The organism is uncultured Photobacterium sp., assembly GCF_947039875.1.
In the GTDB taxonomy this organism is placed as follows: Bacteria; Pseudomonadota; Gammaproteobacteria; order Enterobacterales; family Vibrionaceae; genus Photobacterium.
Genome location: NZ_CAMRAN010000003.1, coordinates 36,214 through 59,971, shown reverse-complemented (window position 1 = coordinate 59,971; position 23,758 = coordinate 36,214). Strand labels below are relative to the sequence as shown.

Sequence of the window (23,758 nt, the reverse complement as noted above, 5' to 3'; positions counted from 1 at the left end):
TCAACTATCAAAACCATAGCAGTAAACGATTAGAACTATCAAGAGTAAAATCGCATAATTACTTCATCAATATGGAGAACATATTTACGAAGCTCCGATTGCATTAAATTTATTTATATTTTTTAAGGAATCACATTATGTTCGCATCTAAAGAAGGTCAGCCAGTACCTCAAGTTACTTTCCACACTCGTAAGGGTGATCAATGGGTAGACGTAACAACTAATGAGTTATTTGCTAATAAAACAGTGGTTGTATTTAGCCTACCAGGCGCATTTACACCAACATGTTCTTCTAGCCATCTACCTCGTTATAACGAGCTAGCATCAGTATTTGCTGACAATGGCGTTGACGACATTCTATGTGTATCGGTTAACGATACGTTCGTAATGAATGCATGGAAAGCAGATCAAGAAGCAGAAAATATCACTTTCATTCCAGATGGTAATGGTGAGTTCACTAACGGCATGGGTATGTTAGTTGAAAAAGACGACCTAGGTTTTGGTGCGCGTTCATGGCGTTACAGCATGCTGGTTAAAAACGGCGTGGTTGAGAAAATGTTCGTTGAAAACGAAGAACCAGGCGACCCGTTCAAAGTCTCTGACGCTGATACAATGTTGAACTACATTGCACCTGAGCAAAAACTACAAGAATCAATCACTGTATTCTCAAAGCCTGGTTGTCCTTTCTGTGTTAAAGCAAAACAGAATTTAATCGACAAAGGCCTACAGTATGAAGAAATCATTCTAGGCAAAGACGCAACCACGGTTTCTCTACGTGCAATTACTGGCCGTAGCACTGTGCCTCAAGTCTTCATCGGTGGTAAACACATTGGTGGTAGCGAAGAACTAGAAATTTTCTTAGGCTAAGCAATAATCATTAGCTACAAAGAAAGCCCTTACTTTACAATAAAGTGAGGGCTTTTTGATATCAATCCATCGCTAATATTGGACTAAGCAACATTCACCGTTGGAATATGCTGAGCTTGATCAAGCCAGACCTCTAGAGCGACCTCATCACACGCATGTTGGCGTGGACAACGATCACAGTCTTTCATTACTTTCTCTGGTAATAAGGCTTTTGAGGTTGGCGTAAAACCACGTTTCATAAAGAACTCTGGCACTCGAGTTAACACAAACACTTTTTTTATCGCCATTTGAGTGGCTTTATCAAGCAAATGTTCAACAATCGCTTTTCCTTGACCTTGTTGTTGCCAGCCCGCTTCAACCCCTAAAGATCGTATCTCAGCCAGTCCAGAATCATAGACATACAATGATGCACACCCGGTTACTACACCATGGTTTTCAGCCACTGCAAACGAGCCAATATCGCGCACTAACTCATTACGATTACGCGGTAAATTCTCACCTAGCCCCGCCCAATACACCACCATGCCTTCAATAGCATCAAGATCGGTGAGTCGTGCACCTCGTACTTTAACATTAGGCGAATAACGCTTATCAAGCCGCTTCTCTGCTTGACCAATAGCATAATCAACTTGGTTTGGCGCTACGCCACCAAGAGCGCAACGTTTATCTAAACATGATTCAATGGTCAACATCGGATAGACATCACTTTCAATCACCGTCGAAAATTGTTTCATCTCCTCAAGAGAGAGTTCTTCTAACGCACAGCCTTTGGCAATCGCAGCCACCACCGCCACTCCAACAATATGATGAGCTTCTCGAAAAGGGATCCCTTTCGCCACTAAATAATCGGCTAATTCGGTCGCATTTGAATAGCCTTGCATCGCCGCTTCTAAAGTACGATCTTGATTAATCTTGATCCCTTCAAAACATAATGCCGCCATTTCCATACAATCATGCCAGCTATCTAACGCATCAAATAACCCTTCTTTGTCTTCTTGCATGTCCTTATTGTAAGCTAGCGGTAATGCTTTAACCGTCATCATCATCGCTGTCATAGCACCGTACACTCGGCCACACTTGCCACGAATAAGCTCCAGAGCATCAGGGTTTTTCTTTTGCGGCATCAATGATGAACCTGAGGTCACCGCATCATCAAGTTCAATGAAATTAGATTCGCCAGAATTATAGAAAATTAAATCTTCCGCCATTCGTGATAAATGCAACATTGAAATTGATGCGGTAGATAATAGTTCCATCACGTGATCACGATCAGACACCGAATCAAGACTATTACGGGTTGCGCGCTGAAAACCAAGGTTATGGGCTAACACTTCACGATCTATCGGATACGCCGTTCCTGCCAGTGCGCCAGAGCCTAACGGGCAGGTATCAAGTCGCGTCATAGCATCATCTAAGCGTGAATGATCACGCTCTAGCATTTCAACATACGCTAAACACCAATGGGCAAAAGTGACGGGCTGCGCTCGTTGCAAATGGGTATATCCGGGTAATACCGTTGCTTGATGTTGGCGGGCGACGGTAACTAACTGTTGCTGTAATTTATCTAACATCAACAATAATTGCTGACCTTGCTGACGGCACCACAGTTTAAGATCCGTCGCCACCTGATCATTACGTGAACGACCCGTGTGTAGTTTTTTACCCAAATCCCCCACTTTAGCAATCAACTGCTGTTCAACCCAACTGTGAATATCTTCAGCATCGGAAGCGAGAATTTGTTCAGGATCTTCCATTACCGCTAATTTAAGTTCATTTAGTGCCAATTCAAGCTGTTGTTGCTCTGTTTCAGTAAGTACGTTCACTTGGCGCAGGGCTTTTGACCAAGCTATTGAACCGACAATATCTTGCTCTGCGAGTCGATAGTCAAAACGCAACGAATCATTAAATTGTTTAAATCTGATGTCAGCTGCCTGACTAAACCGCCCACCCCATAATGCCATGCTAAATCTCCTGTTACTGTCTAAGCGAAGTCATATTGAGAAGCTTACGTTGCAATGAATAGCGTCATCATTACAGCGCAAGCAACAATATTGATTGGATTATTTATTTTTGACTATTAAGCGCACGAATACGGCTTGCCAAAGAATACAAACGAATAAAACCGCCAGCATGACTATGATCATAAACATCATCTTCACCAAACGTAGCAAACTCTTCCGAGTACAAACTATTGCCTGAACGCTTTTGAATAACGGTGGCTTGGCCTTTATATAGTTGAATCACGACTTCACCCGTTACATCTTGTGCCAACGTATCAGCCGCGGCTAACAACGATTGGCACAATGGCGTAAACCAGCGGCCATCATAAATAAGGTGCGATGCTTTAAGACCAATGGTTTGACGGAACTCAAACGACTCTTTATCTAGCACTAATTGCTCAACAGCACGCAATGCTTCCATCATGATGGTGCCACCTGGGGTTTCATAGCAACCACGAGATTTGATTCCTACAAGACGGTTCTCAACAATATCAATCCGTCCAATTCCGTGCTTGGCACCTTTGCTATTGAGATAATTAAGCGCGTTATAAGGCGTCATCGGCTCACCATCAACCGCAACCACTTCACCTTTTTCAACTAAAACAGACACCGTTTCAGCGATATCAGGCGCCTGTTGTGGATCTTTAGTCCACACCCAACATAACTCATTAGGTGCATTCCACGTATTTTCAAGTACACCGCCTTCAGTTGAAACGTGCCATGCATTAGCATCACGTGAATAAATTTTTTCTAACGATGCAGTACAAGGAATATTACGCTCAGCCAAATAATCAAGCAGTGCTTCACGGCTACGTAAATTCCATTCACGCCATGGTGCAATCACTGTCAATTGTGGCGCAAGAGCCGCAAATGCCCCTTCAAAACGCACCTGATCATTTCCTTTACCTGTACAACCATGACATAACGCATCAGCACCAACTTCTAATGCACACTCCACTTGCGCTTTAGCAATAATGGGACGCGCCATTGAAGTGCCCAGTAAATATTTACCTTCGTAAGTTGCTCCCGTTTTAAGGGATGGGTAAATATAATCTTTGACCATCTCTTCTTTTAAATCAGCGATGTAACATGCAGATGCACCAGAGGCGAGTGCTTTGGCTTCAATGCCAACCAACTCTTCTTCACCTTGACCGACATCTGCCACAAACGCGACCACTTCACAGTCATAGTTCTCTTTTAGCCATGGAATAATGGCTGAAGTATCTAAACCACCTGAATAGGCCAATACCACTTTGTTAATCTTGCTCATCTGCTGCTCTCCTTTTCAGCCTTGTCGCGGTCATCCCGTTCAGGCACTATTTTCAAAAATATTAATTCGTCGTAATACATCAATGAACTGTCATCAATACAGGCTAATCACCCATTGATGGCAACGTAAATCGAGTCCCGATACTCTCACCTGCTAATAAAGCATTAAGCTTATCGGGATAACGCCAACTGGCCACTTCAATCGAGCGCCCTAAGGCTTTAGCCGCTGTAAATGCCGCACGCACTTTCACAATCATACCGTCGGTAATCACCGCTTGAGCAATTAACGCTTCCGCCTCAAATTCAGTTAACTGTTTAATTAAATTACCTTTACCATCAAGTACGCCCGTCACATCAGACAGTAATACCAACTCTCCACCAACAGCCGCAGCAACGGCAACCGCAGCTTGATCAGCATTAACATTCATCATTTCACCCTGACCATTAAGTCCAATAGAGCTAATGATTGGTACAAAACCTAGCTGCATAATTTGACCCACTAAAGCGCTATTATTGGGTTCAGCATGACCGACAGCACCAAGATCTGGATCTAATTGACTAACAGTACATAAACCGCCATCAGCTAAACTTAATCCTACAGCTGCCACGCCAGCTTTAACTGCTTGCCCTTGCAGCATTTTATTGGCCGTGCCAGCTAACGCACCGGTAATCAAGCCAATTTGATCACTAGGAGTAACCCGTAACCCTTGCTTTTTAACTGTCGGCAATTGCAATTTTTTCATCAGGTCATCAACAAGATAGCCACCGCCATGAACAAATAAAATCGGGCGTTGTGAACGTGATTGATAAGTATTTATGGTTGAAAATAATCGTTCTAAGGTGACATTACATTCCAATGCAGCACCACCGAGTTTAATCACTAAAGGAACTTGATTCATTGTGTTACTCCTACACCAATGCGGTTAATTGAGGAAAACCATTACGAATATTTATGCATTGAACTGCTTGTGATGAAGCCCCTTTCAATAAATTATCAATCGCGGCGGTTAAAATAATATGTTCACCTTGAACCTGCCAGCCGATATCACAAAAACAGCTACCAACAACATCATCCAGCTTAGCGGTATTATTGTTAAGTAGCCGTACCGCATGTTGATCCGTCGTATTTAGATAAGCAGACTCCATTGCTACAGTCACGTCTTCAGCAGTTACGCCAGGCGCTAGCTTCGCGGTAATAGTGGCTAAAATTCCGCGTTTAAAATTCCCGAGATGAGGCGTAAAAATAATATCGCAATTAAGATGATGGGCAATTTCAGGTTGATGACGATGAGTAAACAAACCATATGCTTGTAAACTCACCTCACAAAAACTATTGGTCATGCTTGCTTTACGACCCGCACCTGAAACACCACTGACGGCATTAATCACCGGCCATTGATCGCAATCAAGCAGACCTGCAACGAGCAATGGTTTTAACGCTAATTGAGATGCGGTAGGATAGCACCCAGGAACAGCAATCAACTGCGCTTGGCGAATTTGATCGTGATTCCATTCTGCTAACCCATAAACAGCACTGTCTAGCAATGCCTCATATTGGTGCTCAAAACCATAATATTGTTCATAAAAACCATCCGCTTTCACTCTAAAAGCACCTGACAAGTCAAACACCTGACACCCCATATTTAGACATTCAGCCGCAATATCATGGCTTACTTCATGGGCTGTTGCTAATAACACAATATCAATGTTTGTTGCCGCTGCTTTAATATCTGTTAGCGGTTGCAACGGTAGATCAACCATACCGTGTAATTGGCCATGCAGCGCGCTCAATGGCTTTCCTGCATCAACACTGGTGGCTGAAACATACAAACTGCAAAGCATTAACTGCGGATGACGACTCACTATTTTTGCCAGTTCTGCGCCGGTATAGCCACTGGCGCCAATAATAACCGTGTTTAACATTGCGAATTCCATATCATTGTAGTGTTATCGAGCCGTAATCAAATAATTGGAGCTATGGCATAAGTAGTGATGATTGTCATAACGGCTAACGGAGGAGCGCTGTAAACAGCACAGAAAAGGCACGTAAAAGCACCTAAGGCAAAAGACTTAGCGTCGTCGAAGGGGGATGAAGGCAGATGTATAGATTTGATTCATGATAGTAACTTCCTGCATAGAACAATAAACCCTGAGCGTTCCTTTGCTCAAGGATAAATAAACAGCCAACGCCATTTATTCATAAATTTGAATTAATATGTTTACTGGTTAAGTTGCACACTGTCAATAGCATAACAATAGAAAAATATATTTTATTATCTTTTAATTAACTTTTACGACATCAAACCATAACAGAAATAATTTATTTAATGGCACTTTTTTGCCCTACCTCCTTAATAAGGAACAAAAATGTGGACGAACGTAGGCAGGAATGAAACAAAATTACAATATTCAATCAAAATTATGACCAAAATCAATATCACTCGTTTTTATTAGCGATAAATACAATCTCTGTTGACCTGTCACTAACTTCACGGCTAGATTGTGGGGTATAGGGTTAAATTGGATGTAACAAAATTACGGAATGGATACGATATGAACGAGAAATACAGCGCGTTAACAAGTAATGTCAGTATGCTTGGCCATTTACTGGGTAATACGATCAAAACAGCCTGCGGTGATGAACTATTAGAAAAAGTAGAAACTATCCGCAAACTTTCTAAATCAGCAGGTACAGGTAATCAAGATGATAGCGAGAAACTGATTGCTGAATTACAAAATCTACCCGATGATCAATTACTTCCTGTAGCTCGAGCTTTTAGTCAATTCCTTAATCTCACCAATATTGCAGAGCAATACCATACAATTTCACGTCAATGTGAAACAACATTATGCAGCCCAGATGCACTTGATGAGTTATTTACTAAATTAGTTGAGAATGAGGTTAATCCTGCTGATTCTTTAACTGCAATAAATGAATTAAATATTAATTTAGTGCTCACAGCGCACCCAACAGAAATTGCACGTCGTACCATGATCCATAAATTGGTACAGATTAATAAATGTTTATCGCAATTAGAATTAAGCGAATTATCAACCGCTGAACGTGCTCGTGTTGAACAACGATTAGAGCAACTGATTGCCCAAGCGTGGTACTCAGATGTTATTCGCCAGCAACGCCCAACCCCAATTGACGAAGCTAAATGGGGCTATGCCGTGGTTGAAAATTCATTGTGGCAAGCAGTGCCAGAATTTTTACGTCTATTTGATGAAAAACTACAACAACATTTAGATCAGAAGTTACCGCTAGATGCTGCACCGGTTACCTTCTCATCATGGATGGGCGGAGATCGCGATGGCAACCCATTTGTGACCTCTAATGTTACCCATGAAGTTTTACGTCTTTCTCGTTGGAAAGCCGCTGAACTTTATCTTGGTGACGTGCAAGAATTGATCAATGAATTATCAATGATTCAATGTAATGCTGAGGTGCGAGAGCTCGCAGGTGAAGCACATGAACCTTACCGCGCAATTTTAAAACAATTACGTACTAAATTAATTATTACACGTGATAGTTTAGAAGCTCAAATCAACGGTATCGCTCCCCTTTCTAAGCACATTATTAATGATGTTGCTGAGCTATGGGATCCACTGTTTGCGTGTTACCAGTCATTACATCAATGTGGTATGGCGATCATTGCTGACGGCTTACTGCTTGATTCATTACGTCGTATCAAATGTTTTGGTGTGCATCTGGTTAAACTGGATATTCGTCAAGAAAGTACTCGCCACGAAAATGTTATTTCAGAGCTAACGCGTCATCTTGGTTTAGGTGATTACAGTCAATGGTGTGAACAAGATAAGATCGCATTCTTAGTCCGTGAATTATCGTCTAAACGACCATTACTACCACGAAAGTGGGAACCATCAGCTGACGTTCAAGAAGTACTCGAAACCTGTAAAGCAATTGCAGAACAACCACGTGAAGCATTAGGTGCTTATGTGATCTCAATGGCACGTACTGCCTCTGATGTATTAGCCGTCCACTTATTACTGCAAGAAGCAGGTTGCCCGTTCCGCATGGATGTGTGTCCATTATTTGAAACACTTGAAGACTTAAATAATGGTGCTGATGTTATTGAGCAACTGCTTAACATTGACTGGTACCGTGGCTTTATTCAAAACCATCAAATGGTAATGATTGGCTATTCTGATTCAGCCAAAGATGCTGGGGTCATGTCTGCGGGTTGGGCACAATACAGTGCGATGGAAAAACTGGTTGATGTCTGTGAAAAAGCAGAAGTTGAAATCACCTTATTCCACGGCCGTGGCGGTAGTATTGGTCGTGGCGGCGCACCAGCACATGCGGCATTATTATCTCAACCACCACGCAGCCTAAAAGGTGGTTTACGCGTCACCGAACAAGGTGAGATGATTCGCTTTAAGCTCGGTTTACCTGAAGTGGCAATTAACAGCCTCAGCCTTTACGCGAGCGCAACGTTAGAAGCTAACTTACTGCCGCCACCAGCACCGAAACAAGAATGGCGTCAGATCATGGACCAACTTTCTCATGTTTCATGTGACGCGTACCGTAATATAGTCCGTAACACGCCGGAGTTTATTCCTTATTTCCGCGCTGCAACGCCAGAATCTGAACTGGGTAAGTTACCGCTGGGCTCTCGCCCTGCAAAACGTAATCCTAATGGTGGCGTTGAGAGTTTACGTGCTATTCCATGGATTTTTGCTTGGAGTCAGAACCGCCTCTTATTACCAGCATGGTTAGGCGCGGGTGAAGCGATTCAACATTCAATTGATAATGGTGATACCGCACAACTAGAAGAAATGTGTCGCGAATGGCCGTTTTTCTCAACCCGGTTAGGTATGCTAGAAATGGTATACAGTAAAACTAACCTTGGTATTGCTGAATACTATGATCAACGCTTAACCGATAAAGCATTATGGCCACTAGGTAAACAATTACGCTCACAATTACAGCAAGACATTAAAACAGTCTTAACCGTTGAAAATAATGACCATTTGATGCAGCAAGACCCATGGGGTGCAGAATCTATTCGCCTGCGTAATATTTATGTCAAACCACTTAATATGCTGCAAGCTGAATTACTTTACCGTACTCGTCAGCAGGAAGAGTTACCAACAGAGCTTGAAGAAGCATTAATGGTCACCATTGCAGGTATTGCAACTGGTATGCGTAATACAGGTTGATCGACTAATAACACTAACAAGGCTATCTTTGGATAGCCTTTTTTTTTAACTGTTATTTATAATATTGTTAAAAATTATGGCTAAGTCTCAATTTTGACACAGCATTATATTGCTTATAAAGACTAAGATAGAAAAGTATCAATATGAGAAAAGATGAATATATTTCAATCAAATTATTACCTTTTTAGCGCTAAATTAACTTAGCGATAATTCACAAAATAATAAATTGAAACGCCTCAGTAACAGATAATTGAACTAGAAGTATCGATACTGAGCCAATTAATGATATTCTATGCGACCGCAATTAGGCAGTGCAATAGCACGATTATAAATTAAAAACGTCATTTGAAGCGTTACATAATCTAAGCCCTATTGTGTTTTTTTATTTTATATATTTAACGGATAGAAGAGATGTCACTACCACATGTAATTTTAACAGTGCTCAGCACTCGTGAAGCAACTGGCTACGATATAACCAAAGAATTTTCACACAGTATCGGTTATTTTTGGAAAGCGAGTCACCAACAGGTGTATCGTGAACTCAATAAAATGGCAACGAACGATCAAGTAACCTGTCGTCTTGAACCTCAAGATGGCAAACCTGATCGTAAAGTGTATTCAATTACCGATCTTGGCCGACAGGCATTATTTGAGTGGTTCCAAGAGCCAGCACGTAATCCAACCACGCGCGATGAATTTTCTGCAAAACTATTGATTTGCGGTGTTCACAATTCATTACCAATGCAGCAGCAACTTGAAGCTTTAATTGATGAATCACACATTTTAATGGGTCATTATCAAGAGCTAGAACAAATTCATTTTAGCGATTACAAAAACATGGATCGTCAACAACGTCTCGACCGTTTAACCTTACGCCGCGGGCTTCATAACCGCCAAGCTTGGATATTATGGGCTGAAGAAGTATTAGCTGAACTGAAAGATATAGACAGTGAAAATAGCGCAGTTGCTATCAACTAAATCAATATCAAAAAATAAAGCCGCAGTTTAAACTGCGGCTTTTTATTACAACTAACCGTGTAATGTTACAACATCATCGCTAATCGATTGATATCAGAAATTAGCGCCCCTGCCGTCACATCACGTCCAGCCCCTGGGCCACGAATCACTAATGGATTCTCACGATACCACTGACTTTCAATCGCAAAAATATTATCACACGGTAATAAATTTGCTAATGCATGTTCATTAGGCAACGCTTCTAGTCCGACATACGCTTTACCATGGCGATCTAACCGTGCCACATAGCGTAATACTTTTTCTTCACTAACCGCACGAGCTAGCTTTTCCGCTAATAATAAATCAAGCTCAGCGACATGTTCAAAAAAATTATCGACGCTTAAATTCTGCAAAGTCGGTGGAACTAATGACTCTACTTGCACTTGCTGCGGTTCAATCTCAAACCCAGATTCACGAGCTAAAATAACCAATTTTCGCATCACATCACTGCCATCTAGATCGTGGCGAGGGTCCGGTTCAGTTAATCCCTGCTGCCATGCCTGTTCAAGCAATTCAGAAAACGGCAGACTACCATCAAACTGTTGGAACAACCATGATAATGTACCTGAGAAAATACCCGATATAGCTAAAATACGATCACCACTTTCTCGAAGATCACGCACGGTATGATTGATGGGTAAACCTGCACCAACAGTCGCATTGTACAACCAATAACGACTACTTTTAGCGAAAGCATCAATCACCGCCTGATACTCTATGGTCGCCGCAGAACCCGCAATTTTATTAGCAGAAATAAGGTGTAATCCACTCGCTGCAATACGGGGATATAACGCTGCCAGCTGATGACTTGCTGTCACATCCACCATTACCACATCATCGTAATCAACCGCTGCCAGTTGAGATAATAATTGTGGTAATTGGTAACCTGTTGCCTGATCTTGAAACTGTTCTAATGCTGTTTGCGGCGTAATTCCAGCACTATTAATCCAACATTGATGTTGGCCAACAATACCAATTAAATTAAATCGCATCCCATGGCGTAGCTCTAATGCTGATTTTTCACGACTAAACAACCCTAACCAATGTTTACCAATATTGCCTTTACCGCACAACACAATACCCACACTTTTTTGTGCTTGAAATAACGCTTGATGGATATCGCTGACTAACGTATCCGTATCAATATCACGGAGCACTGCAACTAAACTTAAGCCAGACTCCGCCTCCATCATAAATTCAACGGGTAATCCTTTAAGTTGCTGATAGAAGCCATGGCAATGATTAGGATTATTCAACACTCCAGCACCCACGGCGGCAACCATTGAAAAGCCTTCCCGCAATCGAAGTTCAACTGCAACACCGCTGTCTTGCAATAACCTCAGCACACTATTTACCATTTCTTGGGTATAGGCCAAAACAATGCGCCGCTTCCCTTTATCCATGGTTTGAGCAAGTGGCTGTAATTGCGCTCGATCTAATAATAACTGCACGTCATGTTGAATATGTGCCACTGTCATTCCCTGTGGCACATCAAGCTCAATTAAACACACATCATTGAGTGATGAAATAATTTTAGCACCACGACCTGATGCTAATACCCGCTCAACCCGCGTTGATCCAGATTCAGGATGATGACTACAACGTAAGGTTAAATCAAGACTACTTTGGGCGACGGGTTGGAGTGTTCGACTATGTAAAACTGGCGCAGCAAGACGAGCTAATTCATTGGCTTCATCTAATCGTAATAAGGGCAATAGACAAGCATTGGTGACTTTACGAGGATCGGCACTATAAACACCTGCGACATCACTCCAAATTGTTACTCGGTCAACCTTGGCTAAAGCACCAATAATCGTCGCAGAATAATCAGACCCATTACGACCAAGTAACACCGTTTGCTGGTGCTGATTCGCGGCCATAAAACCGGTGATCACTAATCGCTGTTGTTGATATTGTGCTAATAATTGATCCAATAATGGTTCAGATAAAACTTTATCCACTTCAGGCTGCACCGCATGATCGGCCCGTAAAAATAAACGTGAATCAATATCTATCGCCGCTAATTGGCATTGGTTTAATAAGGCACTTAATAACCGTGCAGACCATAATTCACCATGACCTAAAACCGCATTTTTCACCTCAGCTGTCATAGTTGATTGTCCCCACTGAGCAATTAACGCCAGCTCCGCATATAACTGCTGTTGTAGCGGCTCTGCGTCTTGAGGCTCAAGTAACTCACAGATCAATTGCTGCTGAAATACTCGAATAGAGAGTAAAGTTTCATGAGCTAAGCGGCCATCAGTGACTAATTGTTCTAACCATAACAACAATTGATTGGTGGTTTTTCCTGCCGCCGATACCACCACTAAATCCGTGCTATTAGAGTACGATTGTAAAATATCAACGACACGGCGATAACAATCAGCATCAGCAAGGCTACTTCCACCAAATTTATGTAATTGGCGCAGATCTTTTTTCATCAGCAGCCCTCCTTTGCAATAGCGAACGCCTGTTTAAGATCAGCAATCAAATCTTGTGGGTCTTCTAAACCTACCGATAACCGTAACAAAGAGGTAGAGATCCCTGCCGCTCGTTGTGCTTCATCGGTCATAGCACGATGAGTCATTGAAGCTGGATGAGCAATTAAACTCTCCGTTCCCCCTAATGACTCTGCTAATGAAAATAATTGCAATTTTTTAACAAACAATTCCAATTGCTGATAGCTTCCTGCAAATTCAAAACTCATCATTGATCCAAAACCACGCTGTTGGCATTTAGCAATTTCATGCCCTGGATGAGTAGGTAAACTTGGATGATAAATGGTGCCAACCAATGGTTGTTGCTGTAAATAAGCTAACACTGCGGCTCCATTCTCTTCATGCATTCTCATTCGAGGTGCTAATGTACGTAATCCACGTAAGGTTAAATACGCATCAAAGGGAGCCCCTGTGGCACCGATACAATTTGCCCACCAACTTAGATTTTCAGCTGCAGATTGCTGTTTGGCAATTAAAACACCACCAACAACATCAGAGTGGCCATTTATATATTTAGTGGTTGAATGCACTACAAAATCAGCCCCAAGCGATAAAGGTTGCTGTAATAATGGCGATAGGAAAGTGTTATCAACGGCAACTTGGCAACCAACCGCCTGTGCTTGTTGGCAAATCGCCGTAATATCAATCACCCGCACTAAAGGATTCGAGGGGGTCTCAAGCCATAACAAGGTCGGCTTTTGTGCCAATGCTGCCGCTAAGGCCTCAGAATCTGATTGATCAATAAACAGCACTTTAAAGTCGCCCTTTTGAGCGCGAGTATTGAATAAACGATAACTGCCGCCATAACAATCATGGGGCGCAATCAATAAATCATTAGGACCTAAAACTGCAGACACCAATAAATTCATCGCAGCTGTACCACAACTGGTGACGACGCCCCCCGCGCCGCCTTCCATATCACTCAGAGCATCAGCTAATGTGTTACGAGTTGGATTGCCTGAACGGGAATAATCATATTGCGGTAACTCACCTAGCGCAGGAAAACTGTAGGTGGACGTTAAGTAAATTGGCGGCACAACAGCATTATATTGTGAATCAACGTCAATACCGGTACGAACGGCAATGGTCGCAAGCTGCTTATCACTCATAATAACGTTCCTTGTTATAAGGGGATGAACCCTGTAAATAAATAATGATGGTTGTTAACAACCTTAACCACATCAAAACAAGACGTCAACACCTCTAGACGTCCATATGTCTTTGCTTATAGCGGTAAATCCCGCTAAAATTCAATAATTGAAAAAATAGTCGTGATCTAGCAACTGTTGTCTACCACTGTAGAGGACAAACTAGTGATGTTCACGTAATATCGCCGCCTATCATGACTATGTACTAACAACCGTCATCGCGACATTGTTATCATCATTAATTAAACATCGCTGAGAAGGTAAAACATGGCAAAGTGGAATGGCGAATATATTAGCCCTTATGCAGAACACGGTAAAAAAAATGAACAAGTAAAAAAAATTACAGTGTCTATTCCATTAAAGGTCCTCAAAATTCTTACTGATGAACGTACTCGTCGTCAGGTCAATAACCTGCGCCACGCTACCAACAGTGAACTACTCTGTGAAGCTTTCCTACATGCCTATACAGGCCAACCGTTACCCACAGATGATGATATCCGTAAAGATCACCCTGACGATCTTCCTGCAGAAGCAAAGCTATTAATGGACGCGATGGGTATCAGTTACGAAGACATTAATGAATAACATGTACATGAGATAGCAAAAAACCAGCATTTATGCTGGTTTTTTTACATCTGACAAATTTAAGTTATAAAAAAAGGAATGCTTACGCATTCCTTTTTTTTAAATTCAGCTGGCAAATAATTACTTGCTAGCAAGCGCACCAAAACGCTTGTTGAATTTGTCCACACGACCGCCAGAGCTAACTTGACGTTGCTTACCAGTGTAGAATGGGTGACACTTATCGCATACATCAAGGTTGATGTCTTTACTCATAGTAGAGTTAAATTCGAAAGTGTTACCGCAAGAACAACGTGCGTTTACTGCTTTGTATTCTGGGTGGATACCTTGTTTCATGGGGAAACCTCAAGTTAAGGCCGTGTCGCTCTCCCGATCCAAAGCCGGGCACCACACGTAGTTAATAAAATAGTCTGCCGTAAAATTACGACAAATCAGGCGGCGTATAGTAATCAATCATTACTCAGAGATCAACTCAGACACTGTTTTTTATCGCTCTTTTATTGATCACTAAAACAATCAATAATAATGCGACCATAGCGGTACTTATCCCATATCACGCGATCTGTTACTATTTAGCACACGTTCAATTAAAGCGATAAAATATGAACCACCCAATAGCACGCGTTGCTTTACCCATCCCACTAGATAAAACTTTTGACTATCTCATCAAGCCCAACACTACCCCAGTTATCGGCGGGCGTGTGCTGGTGCCTTTTGGTCGACAACGATTAGTCGGGATTGTGGTTGCTATTGGACATGATTCTGATTTTCCTATTCAACAGTTAAAACCTATTCAGCAAGTATTGGATGAGCAACCTTTATGGCAACCCACTTTATTTAGCTTATTAAAATGGGCCAGTAGCTATTATCAATACCCATTAGGTGATGCTCTAGCGAATGCGATGCCAGCATTACTGCGCAAAGGTCGAGAGGCGTCAACTGCGCCATTAAAATACTGGCACCTTACTGAAACCGGTCGAGAGCAACCATTGAATGGCTTAAAACGTGCGCCTAAACAAGCACAAGTCCTAAATCTATTACGTAATGGGCCACTCAGTCATGAAACCTTACTCACTCATGACGTCAATAGCACCACCCTAAAAACTATTGAACAAAAAGGTTGGATTAGCGAACAACAACATCAGCCACAACAACGCCAGTGGCAACCACAATTTGAGATCACAGAACAAAAACCGCGTTTAAACGAAGAGCAAGCGCTAGCAATTGCAACGGTTAACAGCAATCCCGGTTTTGGCTGTTATCTACTTGATGGCGTTACTGGCTCGGGTAAAACAGAGGTCTACCTTAATTTACTAGAACCCATTTTAGCTGCAGGTAAACAAGCGTTAATTTTAGTACCAGAAATTGGCCTAACTCCCCAAACAATCAATCGCTTTAAACGCCGTTTTAAGGTGCCATTAGAAACCGTACATTCAGGTTTAAACGATAGCGAGCGCATGGCGGCATGGTTAGCCGGACGAGATAATCAGGCAGGGATCATTATTGGCACCCGCTCAGCACTATTTACGCCCTTTGCTAATCTTGGCATTATCATTGTCGATGAAGAACATGATGCTTCATACAAACAACAAGATAGTTTACGTTACCACGCTCGTGATCTGGCCGTAATGCGTGCCAATAAAGAAAATATTCCCATTGTTTTAGGCTCTGCAACGCCTGCACTTGAAACACTGCATAACGCACAAACGGGGAAATACCATTATCTGGCACTCTCTAAACGCGCAGGTAATGCGAGTGCCGCACGTCATGGTGTGATTGATGTCAAAGGCTTGTATTTAAATGCCGGACTATCAGCACCATTGATTGCTGAAATGCGTAAGCACCTCAATGCGGGCAACCAAGTGATGCTGTTTCTTAATCGTCGTGGATTTTCGCCCGCGATGATGTGCCATGAGTGTGGCTGGATCGCTGAATGTGATCGCTGTGATGCGTATTACACCCTCCATCAACAATCAGGGGAATTACGCTGTCATCACTGTGCAACTCAGCGGCCAATCATGCACCAATGCCAACAATGTGGCTCAACCCAACTATTGCCTGTCGGAGTAGGAACAGAACAGCTTGAAGCACAATTAGCCGAACTATTCCCTGAGTTTAAAACCGTACGTATTGATAGAGACAGTACCCGTCGTAAAGGGGCATTAGAAAACTATTTAGAAGCCATTAAAAATAATGAATATCAAATTTTAATCGGCACCCAAATGCTCGCCAAAGGTCATCACTTTCCCAATGTAACCTTAGTGGCATTAATTGATGTCGATAGTGCATTATTCAGTAATGACTTTCGCGCATCTGAGCGATTAGCACAGCTATTTATTCAAGTGGCAGGTCGAGCAGGACGTGCCAGTAAGCCAGGATCAGTATTATTACAAACACACCATCCAGAGCACCAACTACTACAATCATTATTGCATAAAGGTTATGGCGTTTTTTCTCAAGCAGCCTTAACTGAACGTCGCCAAGCATTGTTGCCGCCGTTTACTCACTTAGTGTTATTACGCGCAGAAGCTAATGATAGCGACCTTGTGTGTCAGTTTTTACAGCAGGTACGGGGAATTTTTGAAGCCAGTCCGGTATATGACCAAGATTGTTGTGTCTTAGGGCCAAACCCTGCCCCACTTGCTCGTCGTGCGGGGCGATTTCGATGGCAATTAATTTTACAAATACCTAATAGGAATAAACTTCAACAAATACTCAATATTGCTAAGCCTGCAATTCAGCTCTTACCGCTAGCGAAAAAAATTAGGTGGTCGATTGATGTTGAACCGCAAGATTTAACTTAAACTACACAATGCGATGCATCTCACATAGCGAATGTAATTTATGCTATTGGAAGCATGTTTCAGCTGATGCATCCATTCTACAATATGTATATGAATTGACGTTTTTCAGTCAGTTACAATTAGTTGGTGAACATATCTGAATACATTTTCAAATCAGATAGCCAACTGTAAATTAGTAAGATATAGCACAAGAGGAAAGCACTATGGCGACAATGAAGGACGTTGCCCAGCTAGCCGGGGTATCAACCGCGACAGTTTCACGCGCGCTCATGAACCCGGAAAAAGTATCGGCATCAACAAGGAAAAAAGTTGAGCAAGCCGTAATGGAAGCTGGATATTCACCCAATTCACTAGCGCGTAACCTACGCCGCAATGAATCAAAAACTATCGTAACTATTGTTCCGGATATCTGTGATCCTTATTTCACTGAAATTATTCGCGGCATTGAAGAAGCAGCGATGGAAAATGGTTATCTAGTGTTACTCGGTGACAGCGGCCAACAACAACGTCGAGAAAACTCATTTGCAAATTTAGTATTTACTAAACAAGCTGATGGCATGCTGTTATTAGGTAATAATTTACCGTTTGACGTCAGTAAACCTGAACAAAAAAATCTGCCACCACTCGTCATGGCATGTGAATATGCGCCAGAGCTTGAATTACCGACGGTGCATATTGATAACTTAACTGCAGCCTTTGATGCGGTAAATTATCTCACTCAAATGGGCCATAAACGTATTGCTCAAATCACGGGTCCAGATAAAGCAGCATTATCACAATTTCGCCAGCAAGGTTATCAACAAGCACTGCGTCGTGCAGGTATTACTCTAAATCCGGCTTACACCATTAAAGGTGATTTTAGCTTTGCTGCCGGCGCACGCGCGATTACAGCATTACTTGCTTTGCCTGAACCGCCAACGGCATTATTTTGCCATTCCGACGTGATGGCAATTGGCGCAATGCAACAGGCTAAACGTTTAGGTTTACGTGTACCACATGATATTTCTATTGTGGGTTTTGATGATATTCAATTTGCAGAATATTGTGATCCACCATTAACGACCGTCTCACAGCCTCGTTATGAGATCGGCCGTCAAGCAATGCTGATGTTACTGGAATTACTCAAAGGTAAAGATGTTCAGGCCGGGTCGCGATTATTGGACGCCAAACTGGTTATTCGTGAAAGTGCTGCCCCCCCAAGTCGCTAATTAATCTATCCCCATATTTGACACGTTACAGCACGAAGATCATAAAATCTGGCATTTTGTGAAAGTATGGGGTTAATTATCAACAAAACAGCGATAATAACTGGTCAGGATCAATCCAACTTTGTAACATAGTGTCCTATCTATCTACCCAAACTAATTTGTCGATATCGTGGCTACTAAAGATTATGTAAAACGTGGACGCTCAGCAAAACCAGCGTCACCAAAAACAAAAGCTAACCCTAAAGGCAAAAAAGTGCCAACGACTGGTTTTCCAACCAAGTGGGCAGCTTTCGCTGTTATTTTAGTGTGTGGGCTGATTACGAGTTTATTTTTCCTTTCTGGCACTGACGTTCCTGAAAAAGAGCCAGCGATCCCTGCGGCTGTTATTATCAAGCCACAGCCGCCAGCAAAAGTTAACACAACCGCTTTGCCGCCTAAACCAGAAGAAAAATGGCGTTATATTCAAGAACTGGAAAATAAAAAAGTCATCGTTTCAAAATCCCCCCCTAAACAAGTCATTGCAAAAAAGAAGCCAGCTAAGCCTTATTTATTACAATGCGGTGCTTATCACAGTCAAACTCAAGCCGATGAACGTAAAGCGATAATTGCGTTTCAGGGCTTAAATAGCCAAATAAAAGTATCAACTAACAATAAAGGTACTTGGTATCGTGTTGTGCTTGGCCCTTACAAAGATAAACGCTTAGCAATGAATGATCAGAACAAATTACAACAACATGGCATTAGCCCTTGTGCAATTTGGTTCTGGGAATAATCATTATTACTATGAATAATAAAAAGGGATGCCATCATGGCATCCTTTTTTATCGCCTGATGGTTAGCATCACCACAATGAGCAATTGTCACCTACACCTTGAAAACCAGTATTACTATCCCCAGATCTAATAGCATTAATGATCCCGGCTAACGTCGGAGCTGAATCAAAGAGGGTTTAACGTGACAACTATTGTATCTGTTCGTCGTAACGACAAAGTCGTAATTGCTGGTGATGGCCAAGTCTCACTTGGCAATACAGTAATGAAAGGCAACGCTCGCAAAGTTCGTCGTCTCTATAACGATAAAGTACTTGCAGGTTTTGCTGGCGGCACTGCTGATGCCTTTACTTTATTTGAGCGTTTCGAACGTAAATTAGAAATGCACCAAGGCCATCTATTGAAATCAGCTGTTGAGTTAGCCAAAGATTGGCGAACTGATCGTGCCCTACGTAAACTCGAAGCTTTATTGGTCGTTGCTGATGAAACTGGCTCATTAATCATTACAGGTAATGGTGATGTAGTACAACCTGAACATGATTTAGTTGCAATTGGCTCTGGTGGTAATTTCGCTCAAGCAGCTGCCATTGCATTACTAGAAAATACCGATCTTAGCGCGCGTGAAATTGCGGAAAAAGCGTTAAATATTGCAGGTGATATTTGTGTGTTTACTAACCACAATCACACTATTGAAGAATTAGAAACTAAGTAAGGAAGTTGCAATGTCTGAAATGACTCCTCGCCAAATCGTTCATGAGCTTGATCGCCATATTATCGGTCAAGACAAAGCCAAGCGAGCGGTTGCGATTGCACTGCGTAACCGCTGGCGTCGTATGCAGCTTCCTGAAGAGCTGCGCGTAGAAGTAACCCCTAAAAATATTTTAATGATTGGTCCAACAGGGGTTGGTAAAACAGAAATCGCACGTCGATTAGCAAAACTAGCTAATGCACCATTTATTAAAGTTGAAGCAACTAAATTTACTGAAGTCGGTTATGTCGGTAAAGAAGTTGAGACCATTATTCGTGATCTGACCGATGTTGCAGTGAAAATGGTTCATCAACAAGCCACAGAAAAAGTACGCGTACATGCAGAAGAATTAGCAGAAGAACGTATTCTTGATGTGTTATTACCACCCGCACGTGATGCTTGGGGACAAAACGAAGAAGCCCCAACAGAATCAACAACGCGTCAATCTTTCCGTAAGAAATTACGTGAAGGTAAACTTGATGATAAAGAAATTGAGATTGATGTTGCAGCGCCACAAATGGGCGTTGAAATCATGGCGCCTCCTGGTATGGAAGAGATGACCAACCAGTTACAAGGTATGTTCCAAAATCTTGCTGGTAACACTAGCAAAAAACGTAAGATGAAAATCAAAGATGCGTTAAAAGCTGCAACTGAAGAAGAAGCTGCCAAACTGGTTAATCAAGAAGAATTAAAAGAACAAGCTATTTTCGCTGCAGAAAATAACGGTATCGTCTTTATTGATGAAATAGATAAGATTTGTAAGCGTGGTGAATCATCAGGTCCTGACGTTTCTCGTGAAGGCGTACAACGTGATTTATTACCATTAGTCGAAGGCAGTACAGTATCAACGAAGCATGGTATGGTTAAAACAGATCATATTTTGTTTATCGCATCTGGCGCATTCCAAGTCGCTAAACCGTCAGATCTCATTCCAGAACTACAAGGTCGTTTACCGATTCGTGTTGGACTAGAAGCACTGACGAGCCATGACTTTAAACGTATTCTTACTGAGCCAAAAGCATCATTAACTCAACAATATGTTGCGTTAATGGCAACGGAATCAGTAAATATCGAATTTACTGCAGATGGTGTTAATAGCTTGGCTGAAGCTGCATGGCAAGTAAATGAGCGTACGGAAAACATTGGTGCCCGTCGTTTATACACTGTTATGGAACGCTTAATGGAAGAAATTTCTTATGATGCGAGTGAAAAATCAGGTGAGAAATTCCTGATCGATGATGCTTATGTACAAGCACGTTTAGGTGAATTTGTCGCTGATGAAGATTTAAGTCGCTTCATTTTGTAATCGAATTTAGACTGACTATTAACATTATAAACGGTGCGTTTTATCGCACCGTTTTTTTTGTTCTTTAACAAACATTGTTGGGATAAATTTGCGCCTGACCAAATTTACGCCATAATACCTTTTCAGTATTCACTTTAAGTATCTAATTTATGAACTCACCCTCTTCACTGACAATTTGGTTAGATGCCGCAAGACCAAAAACCTTACCTCTTGCCATCGCCTCTATTGTCTGTGGTAGCGCAGTGGCAAAATGGCACGACAATTTTTCTGCGAGTATTGCAGCTCTTGCGCTATTAACTGCCTTGCTATTACAAATTCTATCTAATCTTGCCAATGATTATGGCGACGCTGTTAAAGGCACAGATAATGATGACCGTTTAGGTCCACAACGGGCAATACAATCAGGTTTAGTTACTGCAGCAACAATGCGTAAGGCAATGATTATAAACATCATACTTACTGCAATCAGTGGCTTAACCTTAATTTTAATGGCGTGTAAGAACCCGCATGACATTGCCGGTTTTTTAATCCTTGGTTTGCTGGCGATAGCTGCGTCGATTGCCTATACCGTCGGTAATAAGCCTTATGGTTACCGAGGCCTTGGCGATCTATCTGTGCTGATATTTTTTGGCTGGCTAGGTGTTGCCGGAACGTATTACCTTCAAACTGGGCAAATTGATTCATTGATCATGTTGCCCGCAACGGCATGTGGCTTATTGGCGGTTGGTGTACTCAATATCAATAACCTACGTGACATTGATAATGACAAAGCATGTGGCAAGCAAACCTTAGTTGTACGCATGGGTCCACTATGGGGACGTAAATACCACCTTGTTTTGCTTTCTACTAGCATAATATTTTTTAGTTTATTCGCTCTCTTAGAAGTGAAATCACTCTTTGGCTGGCTATTTATTTTAAGCCTGCCATTACTGATTAATCATGGCCGACAAGTATATCGTTCAACCAATGGTGCAGCCCTTCGCCCAATGATGGCAACCATGGTTAAGTGTGCCTTAATCACCAATCTATTATTTGCTATCGGTATGGTATTGGCATAATCACTGATACAAATTGCAATGCGATATCAACTGGTTATAATTTGAACAAACCATTTTTATTTTCAGCTACCAATAAGAAGACTGACCATGGACTATAATACATCTGAACTTTGTGATATCTATCTCGATCAAGTTGATGTGGTTGAACCGATGTTCAGCTCATACGGTGGTCGCTGTTCATTTAGCGGTCAAATCACAACCATTAAATGCTTTGAAGATAATGGCATTATTCATGACGTCCTATCCCAACCAGGTTCTAGACGAGTATTGTTAGTCGATGGTGGTGGTTCATTGCGCCGCGCTTTAATTGATATCGACTTAGCCCAATTAGCGTTTGAAAATCAATGGGAAGGGTTAATTATTTATGGTAGCGTGCGCCATGTTGATGAACTAGATAGACTCGATCTGGGGATTCAGGCACTCGCCGCTATTCCTGTGGGTGCTGATCAGCAAGCCATTGGTGAGGTTGATGTTGCAGTGAATTTTGGTGGAGTAACCTTCTTACCTGAAGATCATATTTATGCGGATAATACTGGGGTTATTTTATCGCCAGAAGCATTAGATATAGATTAATCTATCACTCATAAGGTAGTCATCAGACATAAAAAATCGGCTCGGTATATTGCCCATTAGGGGAGTTATACCGAACCGATAATCGTATTAAAATAAAGACGCGATTATTCCACGCTATCCATTTTACCTAACAGCGTACGTACGCGATCTTGCCATACGTTATGCTCGCCACGTAGCTTTTCGTTATCTTGAACAAGACTCTCACGACCAGAACGTAGTTCTTGTGCTTCCATAGCTAGGCTATCATTTTTTTCTTTTAGTTCATCAATTTCCATTTGTAGTAAAGAAATTGAATCCACAGCCATTTGAACTTTGGCTTCCAATTTTTCCAACATTTCTAGAGACATATTGTTCACCTGATCTATGCCCATATATTTACCTTAACAATTCAAAGTAATCTCTACGGACAGGGTTATATATATTTTATAGCTATTCTAACGAGGCATTGGCTTGCTGACATCTACATTTCCATCACATTCGTGCAAATGAATGAAAATCATACAAGTCTGAGGTAATTATTGCAAAGTTAGCAAATATCAGTCTTCTTTAGACGCTAAAAACAGCTAACTTCAACGACTTCAGCATGTTTCACACCGACTTATACTTTAAATGCCTCGCTTCATATTTCGCTATCGATGATGTGGTCTCTATGAACTTTCTCAAATTCTGTTCCACATTACCATGATAATTTACCCCTGCGATTTTATATACCGCCATATATCGCGAA

At 41.8% G+C, this 23,758-nt stretch carries 19 protein-coding genes; 11 read left to right on the top strand and 8 right to left on the bottom strand.

Going from position 1 to position 23,758, the window contains the following annotated elements; translation table 11 throughout:
- The first annotated feature begins 137 nt into the window (after positions 1-137).
- Entirely contained in the window at positions 138-866 is a 729-nt protein-coding gene (locus tag Q0V26_RS01765; RefSeq protein WP_080158756.1) for a glutathione peroxidase, read from the top strand.
- Positions 867-949: 83 nt separating this feature from the next.
- Here Q0V26_RS01765 and argH read toward each other — a convergent pair whose 3' ends face one another.
- The 4 genes from argH to argC form a co-directional block, all read right to left on the bottom strand.
- Positions 950-2,827 carry an argininosuccinate lyase gene (gene argH / locus Q0V26_RS01760; RefSeq protein ID WP_297475253.1) on the bottom strand — a complete coding sequence of 626 codons (1,878 nt, stop codon included), beginning with the start codon at positions 2,825-2,827 and terminating at the stop codon, positions 950-952.
- 103 nt (positions 2,828-2,930) lie between these two features.
- Entirely contained in the window at positions 2,931-4,136 is a 1,206-nt protein-coding gene (locus tag Q0V26_RS01755; protein ID WP_297475251.1) for an argininosuccinate synthase, read from the bottom strand.
- Between the two features lie 103 nt (positions 4,137-4,239).
- Positions 4,240-5,034, bottom strand: a complete 795-nt coding sequence (argB, locus tag Q0V26_RS01750) for an acetylglutamate kinase (protein ID WP_297475249.1) — start codon at positions 5,032-5,034, stop codon at positions 4,240-4,242.
- A gap of 10 nt (positions 5,035-5,044) precedes the next feature.
- Positions 5,045-6,058: an N-acetyl-gamma-glutamyl-phosphate reductase gene (argC, locus tag Q0V26_RS01745; protein WP_297475247.1), complete on the bottom strand. Its 1,014-nt coding sequence runs from the start codon at positions 6,056-6,058 to the stop codon at positions 5,045-5,047.
- 630 nt (positions 6,059-6,688) lie between these two features.
- On the opposite strand from argC, the gene ppc reads away from it, so the two are divergent.
- Entirely contained in the window at positions 6,689-9,319 is a 2,631-nt protein-coding gene (ppc, locus tag Q0V26_RS01740) for a phosphoenolpyruvate carboxylase (RefSeq protein WP_297475245.1), read from the top strand.
- Positions 9,320-9,730: 411 nt separating this feature from the next.
- Positions 9,731-10,297 carry a PadR family transcriptional regulator gene (locus Q0V26_RS01735; protein ID WP_297475243.1) on the top strand — a complete coding sequence of 189 codons (567 nt, stop codon included), beginning with the start codon at positions 9,731-9,733 and terminating at the stop codon, positions 10,295-10,297.
- Between the two features lie 65 nt (positions 10,298-10,362).
- Here the strand turns inward: Q0V26_RS01735 and Q0V26_RS01730 are convergent, their stop codons facing one another.
- Positions 10,363-12,777 carry a bifunctional aspartate kinase/homoserine dehydrogenase II gene (locus Q0V26_RS01730; RefSeq protein ID WP_297475240.1) on the bottom strand — a complete coding sequence of 805 codons (2,415 nt, stop codon included), beginning with the start codon at positions 12,775-12,777 and terminating at the stop codon, positions 10,363-10,365.
- Complete coding sequence (locus Q0V26_RS01725; protein WP_297475238.1) at positions 12,777-13,943, bottom strand: O-succinylhomoserine (thiol)-lyase; 1,167 nt, start codon at positions 13,941-13,943, stop codon at positions 12,777-12,779. Before Q0V26_RS01725 ends, Q0V26_RS01730 begins: the two co-directional genes overlap by 1 nt.
- Positions 13,944-14,249: 306 nt before the next feature.
- Between Q0V26_RS01725 and metJ the strand changes: the two genes are divergently transcribed.
- Complete coding sequence (gene metJ, locus Q0V26_RS01720; RefSeq protein WP_297475236.1) at positions 14,250-14,567, top strand: met regulon transcriptional regulator MetJ; 318 nt, start codon at positions 14,250-14,252, stop codon at positions 14,565-14,567.
- Positions 14,568-14,687: 120 nt separating this feature from the next.
- Here the strand turns inward: metJ and rpmE are convergent, their stop codons facing one another.
- Complete coding sequence (gene rpmE / locus Q0V26_RS01715; RefSeq protein WP_297475234.1) at positions 14,688-14,900, bottom strand: 50S ribosomal protein L31; 213 nt, start codon at positions 14,898-14,900, stop codon at positions 14,688-14,690.
- 266 nt (positions 14,901-15,166) lie between these two features.
- On the opposite strand from rpmE, the gene priA reads away from it, so the two are divergent.
- The 7 genes from priA (at position 15,167) to rraA (ending at position 23,031) form a co-directional block, all read left to right on the top strand.
- Positions 15,167-17,368: a primosomal protein N' gene (gene priA / locus Q0V26_RS01710; RefSeq protein ID WP_297475232.1), complete on the top strand. Its 2,202-nt coding sequence runs from the start codon at positions 15,167-15,169 to the stop codon at positions 17,366-17,368.
- 182 nt (positions 17,369-17,550) lie between these two features.
- Complete coding sequence (gene cytR / locus Q0V26_RS01705) at positions 17,551-18,576, top strand: DNA-binding transcriptional regulator CytR (RefSeq protein WP_297476349.1); 1,026 nt, start codon at positions 17,551-17,553, stop codon at positions 18,574-18,576.
- Between the two features lie 169 nt (positions 18,577-18,745).
- A complete protein-coding gene (locus Q0V26_RS01700; RefSeq protein WP_297475231.1) occupies positions 18,746-19,348 on the top strand; it encodes an SPOR domain-containing protein in 603 nt (200 codons plus the stop codon).
- A 182-nt stretch (positions 19,349-19,530) separates the two neighbouring features.
- Positions 19,531-20,058: an ATP-dependent protease subunit HslV gene (gene hslV, locus Q0V26_RS01695; RefSeq protein WP_036789451.1), complete on the top strand. Its 528-nt coding sequence runs from the start codon at positions 19,531-19,533 to the stop codon at positions 20,056-20,058.
- Between the two features lie 10 nt (positions 20,059-20,068).
- Positions 20,069-21,400 (top strand): HslU--HslV peptidase ATPase subunit, encoded by a 1,332-nt coding sequence (gene hslU / locus Q0V26_RS01690; protein ID WP_297475227.1) that lies wholly within the window; start codon positions 20,069-20,071, stop codon positions 21,398-21,400.
- Positions 21,401-21,549: 149 nt separating this feature from the next.
- A complete protein-coding gene (locus Q0V26_RS01685; RefSeq protein WP_297475225.1) occupies positions 21,550-22,458 on the top strand; it encodes a 1,4-dihydroxy-2-naphthoate polyprenyltransferase in 909 nt (302 codons plus the stop codon).
- Positions 22,459-22,545: 87 nt separating this feature from the next.
- On the top strand, positions 22,546-23,031 hold the full coding sequence (gene rraA / locus Q0V26_RS01680; protein WP_297475223.1) for a ribonuclease E activity regulator RraA: 486 nt from the start codon (positions 22,546-22,548) through the stop codon (positions 23,029-23,031).
- A 104-nt stretch (positions 23,032-23,135) separates the two neighbouring features.
- Here the strand turns inward: rraA and zapB are convergent, their stop codons facing one another.
- Positions 23,136-23,378: a cell division protein ZapB gene (gene zapB, locus Q0V26_RS01675; RefSeq protein WP_036789682.1), complete on the bottom strand. Its 243-nt coding sequence runs from the start codon at positions 23,376-23,378 to the stop codon at positions 23,136-23,138.
- Between the last annotated feature and the right edge of the window lie 380 nt (positions 23,379-23,758).

What these genes read in the sequence shown, in the direction of transcription:
- metJ (WP_297475236.1), top strand. Translation starts at nt 14,250, where the DNA reads ATGGCAAAGTGGAATGGCGAATATATTAGCCCTTATGCAGAACACGGT.
- Q0V26_RS01765 (WP_080158756.1), top strand. Translation starts at nt 138, where the DNA reads ATGTTCGCATCTAAAGAAGGTCAGCCAGTACCTCAAGTTACTTTCCAC.
- argB (WP_297475249.1), bottom strand. Translation starts at nt 5,034, where the DNA reads ATGAATCAAGTTCCTTTAGTGATTAAACTCGGTGGTGCTGCATTGGAA.
- Q0V26_RS01725 (WP_297475238.1), bottom strand. Translation starts at nt 13,943, where the DNA reads ATGAGTGATAAGCAGCTTGCGACCATTGCCGTTCGTACCGGTATTGAC.
- rpmE (WP_297475234.1), bottom strand. Translation starts at nt 14,900, where the DNA reads ATGAAACAAGGTATCCACCCAGAATACAAAGCAGTAAACGCACGTTGT.
- Q0V26_RS01735 (WP_297475243.1), top strand. Translation starts at nt 9,731, where the DNA reads ATGTCACTACCACATGTAATTTTAACAGTGCTCAGCACTCGTGAAGCA.
- Q0V26_RS01685 (WP_297475225.1), top strand. Translation starts at nt 21,550, where the DNA reads ATGAACTCACCCTCTTCACTGACAATTTGGTTAGATGCCGCAAGACCA.
- priA (WP_297475232.1), top strand. Translation starts at nt 15,167, where the DNA reads ATGAACCACCCAATAGCACGCGTTGCTTTACCCATCCCACTAGATAAA.
- Q0V26_RS01730 (WP_297475240.1), bottom strand. Translation starts at nt 12,777, where the DNA reads ATGAAAAAAGATCTGCGCCAATTACATAAATTTGGTGGAAGTAGCCTT.
- zapB (WP_036789682.1), bottom strand. Translation starts at nt 23,378, where the DNA reads ATGTCTCTAGAAATGTTGGAAAAATTGGAAGCCAAAGTTCAAATGGCT.
- rraA (WP_297475223.1), top strand. Translation starts at nt 22,546, where the DNA reads ATGGACTATAATACATCTGAACTTTGTGATATCTATCTCGATCAAGTT.
- argH (WP_297475253.1), bottom strand. Translation starts at nt 2,827, where the DNA reads ATGGCATTATGGGGTGGGCGGTTTAGTCAGGCAGCTGACATCAGATTT.
- hslU (WP_297475227.1), top strand. Translation starts at nt 20,069, where the DNA reads ATGTCTGAAATGACTCCTCGCCAAATCGTTCATGAGCTTGATCGCCAT.
- argC (WP_297475247.1), bottom strand. Translation starts at nt 6,058, where the DNA reads ATGTTAAACACGGTTATTATTGGCGCCAGTGGCTATACCGGCGCAGAA.
- Q0V26_RS01755 (WP_297475251.1), bottom strand. Translation starts at nt 4,136, where the DNA reads ATGAGCAAGATTAACAAAGTGGTATTGGCCTATTCAGGTGGTTTAGAT.
- ppc (WP_297475245.1), top strand. Translation starts at nt 6,689, where the DNA reads ATGAACGAGAAATACAGCGCGTTAACAAGTAATGTCAGTATGCTTGGC.